At 72.7% G+C, this 2,578-nt stretch carries 3 protein-coding genes and 1 pseudogene; 2 read left to right on the top strand and 2 right to left on the bottom strand.

Translation table 11 applies throughout. From position 1 onward, the window contains the following. Positions 1-147: 147 nt before the first annotated feature. Both IJH84_RS20380 and IJH84_RS20375 read right to left on the bottom strand, forming a co-directional pair. Entirely contained in the window at positions 148-390 is a 243-nt protein-coding gene (locus IJH84_RS20380) for a PspC domain-containing protein (RefSeq protein WP_200068353.1), read from the bottom strand. Between the two features lie 121 nt (positions 391-511). Further along, entirely contained in the window at positions 512-1,069 is a 558-nt protein-coding gene (locus IJH84_RS20375) for a suppressor of fused domain protein (RefSeq protein ID WP_295147653.1), read from the bottom strand. 78 nt (positions 1,070-1,147) lie between these two features. Here IJH84_RS20375 and IJH84_RS20370 point away from each other — a divergent pair, with 78 nt between their 5' ends. Further along, positions 1,148-2,044 (top strand): MoxR family ATPase, encoded by an 897-nt coding sequence (locus IJH84_RS20370; protein WP_295147650.1) that lies wholly within the window; start codon positions 1,148-1,150, stop codon positions 2,042-2,044. 108 nt (positions 2,045-2,152) lie between these two features. Then, positions 2,153-2,578 (top strand): annotated as a pseudogene (locus tag IJH84_RS20365) (hypothetical protein); the annotation flags it as partial.

The following is a 2,578-nucleotide window of genomic DNA, read 5'->3' as shown; positions in this document are numbered from 1 at the left end:
GGTTCGCCGCCGCCGGTGCGCTGGCCGACCGGGCCGAGCAGGTGCGGACGGTGCCGGGCGAGCCGCGCACGCCGGGTCCGGTGAAGCTCGCCGACGGGGTACTGGACACCTTCGTCCGGCAGGCGCCGCGGCTGAAGTGACCGCGGATCACTCCTGCGGAGCCAGCAGCCAGGCGGCGAGGTAGAGCACGATCCCGGTGCCGAAGCCGAGGATCGTTGCGGCCAGCAGCAGCACGCGGATCAGCGTCGGGTCGATGCCGAAGTACTCGGCCGCCCCGGCGCACACTCCGGCGACCATGCCGTTGCGGCTGCGGGTGAACCGGCGGTAGCCGCCGGATCCGGTGCTGCTCTCCGGTGCGGTGGGCGCTGCGATGTGCACGTTTTCGGTCATGCCGCCGACTCTGCTCCGCGGGAGTCCGCGGAACCTCCGGGCGTGCCCCGGATCGCTCCCTGACCCTTCGGCCGCGGGGTGGGGGACACCCCGGGGTTCGAGCCGTGGCGAACTGCGGGAGTCAGCCGACGGAGCGGCGGCGCACGTCGGTGAGGTCGGTGCCGTTCTGCTCCCACCGGTCGTAGAGCACGTCCTTGCCGTAGCGGGACACCAGCTGCGCCTCGCCGCGCGTGATCGGCAGCAGCGTGATCAGCTGCAGCACCGGCCTGCCGTCCCCGTCGAGCAGCACGTCGAACTCGTCGGCGAAGTACGGGTGCGGAGCTGCCAGCGCCCCGGCGATCTCCGTTTCCGGCAGCAGCGCGCGATCGTTCATGATCAGCGCGCCGTAGCCGACGCGGCTGGCCGATTCGGTGAGCGGTTCCGCGATCACTCCGGTCAGGTGCTTGCCGTGCAGTTCCTGGGCGGCGTGCACGGTGCACAGCAACTCCTGCGGCAGCGGGGCGCCCGCGGTGTGCTCGCGCAGGCCGCTGGTCAGCACGGTCACGTGCGAGCCGTCGTGGCCGTCGCAGTAGACGAGGTGGTAGCCGCGGTCCCTGCCGCCGGTTTCCCTGCTGTCCGCGCCCCGGACCCTCCCGGCGTAGCGCTCGATGTGCCCCGGGAACCCGTCGAACCGGCTCATGCCCGCACCTCCGCGAAGGATCATCGCACGGCCCGGCGTGATCACCGCGGGGCTGGTGCGCTCGCATACGCTCGCGGCATGGCGGACGACGATGAGGCGCTGGACGTGGGCTCGCCGGCCGAGGTGGCCGCGGCGTTGGACGGGACGGGCTACCTGCCCGATGAGGGCATCGCCACGGCCGCGTTCCTGGCGTTGAAGATGCGCCGCCCGCTGCTGTGCGAGGGCGAGCCCGGTACCGGCAAGACCGCGCTGGCGCAGGCGCTGGCGAGCGCGCTGGACGTGGAGCTGATCCGGTTGCAGTGCCACGAGGGCATCGACGCCGCGCAGGCGCTCTACGACTGGGACTTCCCGCGCCAGCTGCTGCATCTGCGCACGCTGGAGGCGGCTTCCGGCGGCTCGCTGGATCCGGAGTCGGCGGAGTCCTCCCTCTACACCCAGCGCTTCCTGCTGTCCCGGCCGCTGCTGCGGGCGCTGCGGGAGTCGCCGTGCGTGCTGCTGGTCGACGAGATCGACCGCGCCGACGACGAGTTCGAGGCGTTCCTGCTGGAGGTGCTGTCCGAGTACGCGGTGAGCATCCCGGAGTACGGCGAGGTGCGGGCGACCGTGCCGCCGGTCGTGCTGCTCACCTCGAACCGCACCCGCGAGGTGCACGACGCGCTCAAGCGCCGCTGCCTCTACCACTGGCTCGACCATCCGGATCTGGAACGGGAGGTCGCGATCCTGCGCCGCCGGCTGCCCGGGCTGGACGAGCGGCTGGCCGAGCAGGTGGCCTCGGCGGTGCGGCGGATGCGGGAGCTGGAACTGCTCAAGCCACCGTGCGTGGCCGAGGCGCTGGACTGGGCGCAGGCGCTGCTGGCCCTGGGCAACGGCGAGCTCGGGCCGGAGGCCGCGGCGGTGACGCTCGGCGCGGTGCTGAAGTACCGCGAAGACGCCGAACGGGTGCGCGCGGCCGGACTCCTCGACAGCAGCGGCTGAAGCGGCGCCGCCGGACTACGCAGACCACTCCCTAGCACCCACCCGACCTCGGTGGGAGGGCACGTGCATCACTCGATCCACTACCCACCGGAACGGCAGAATGGGTGCATGGACACCGTTGCCGGTCTCGTCGGGTTCGCCCGTGCGCTGCGGTACTCGGGCATGTCGTGCGGCCCTGCGCGGGTCGAGGCGTTCCTGACCGCGACCGGGCACACCGGGCTGCACGACCGGTCCGGCGTGTACTGGGCCGGGCGGTTGACGCTGTGCGCCGACCCGGAGGACCTGGACCGCTACGACGCGGCGTTCGCCGCCTGGTTCGGCGAGTCCGAGATGCCCGGGCTCGGCGAAGCGCCGAGCATCCGGCAGCGCACCAAGATCGCCGCGCTGAGCTCCGGAGACGGCGACGAGGAGTCCGACTCCGACCCGATCAAGGCCGCGGCCAGCGAGGACGAGGTGCTCCGGCACCGGGACCTCGCCGATCTCAGCGAGGCCGAGCGCGAGCACCTGCGCCGGATGCTCGCCGTGCTGCGCCCC

The organism is Saccharopolyspora sp. (genome assembly GCF_017434145.1).
Classification (GTDB): domain Bacteria; phylum Actinomycetota; class Actinomycetes; order Mycobacteriales; family Pseudonocardiaceae; genus Saccharopolyspora_C; species Saccharopolyspora_C galaxeae.
The sequence above is the reverse complement of the archived record's forward strand: the minus strand, read 5'-3'. Positions and strand labels throughout refer to the sequence as shown.

What these genes read in the sequence shown, in the direction of transcription:
- IJH84_RS20380 (WP_200068353.1), bottom strand. Translation starts at nt 390, where the DNA reads ATGACCGAAAACGTGCACATCGCAGCGCCCACCGCACCGGAGAGCAGC.
- IJH84_RS20375 (WP_295147653.1), bottom strand. Translation starts at nt 1,069, where the DNA reads ATGAGCCGGTTCGACGGGTTCCCGGGGCACATCGAGCGCTACGCCGGG.
- IJH84_RS20370 (WP_295147650.1), top strand. Translation starts at nt 1,148, where the DNA reads ATGGCGGACGACGATGAGGCGCTGGACGTGGGCTCGCCGGCCGAGGTG.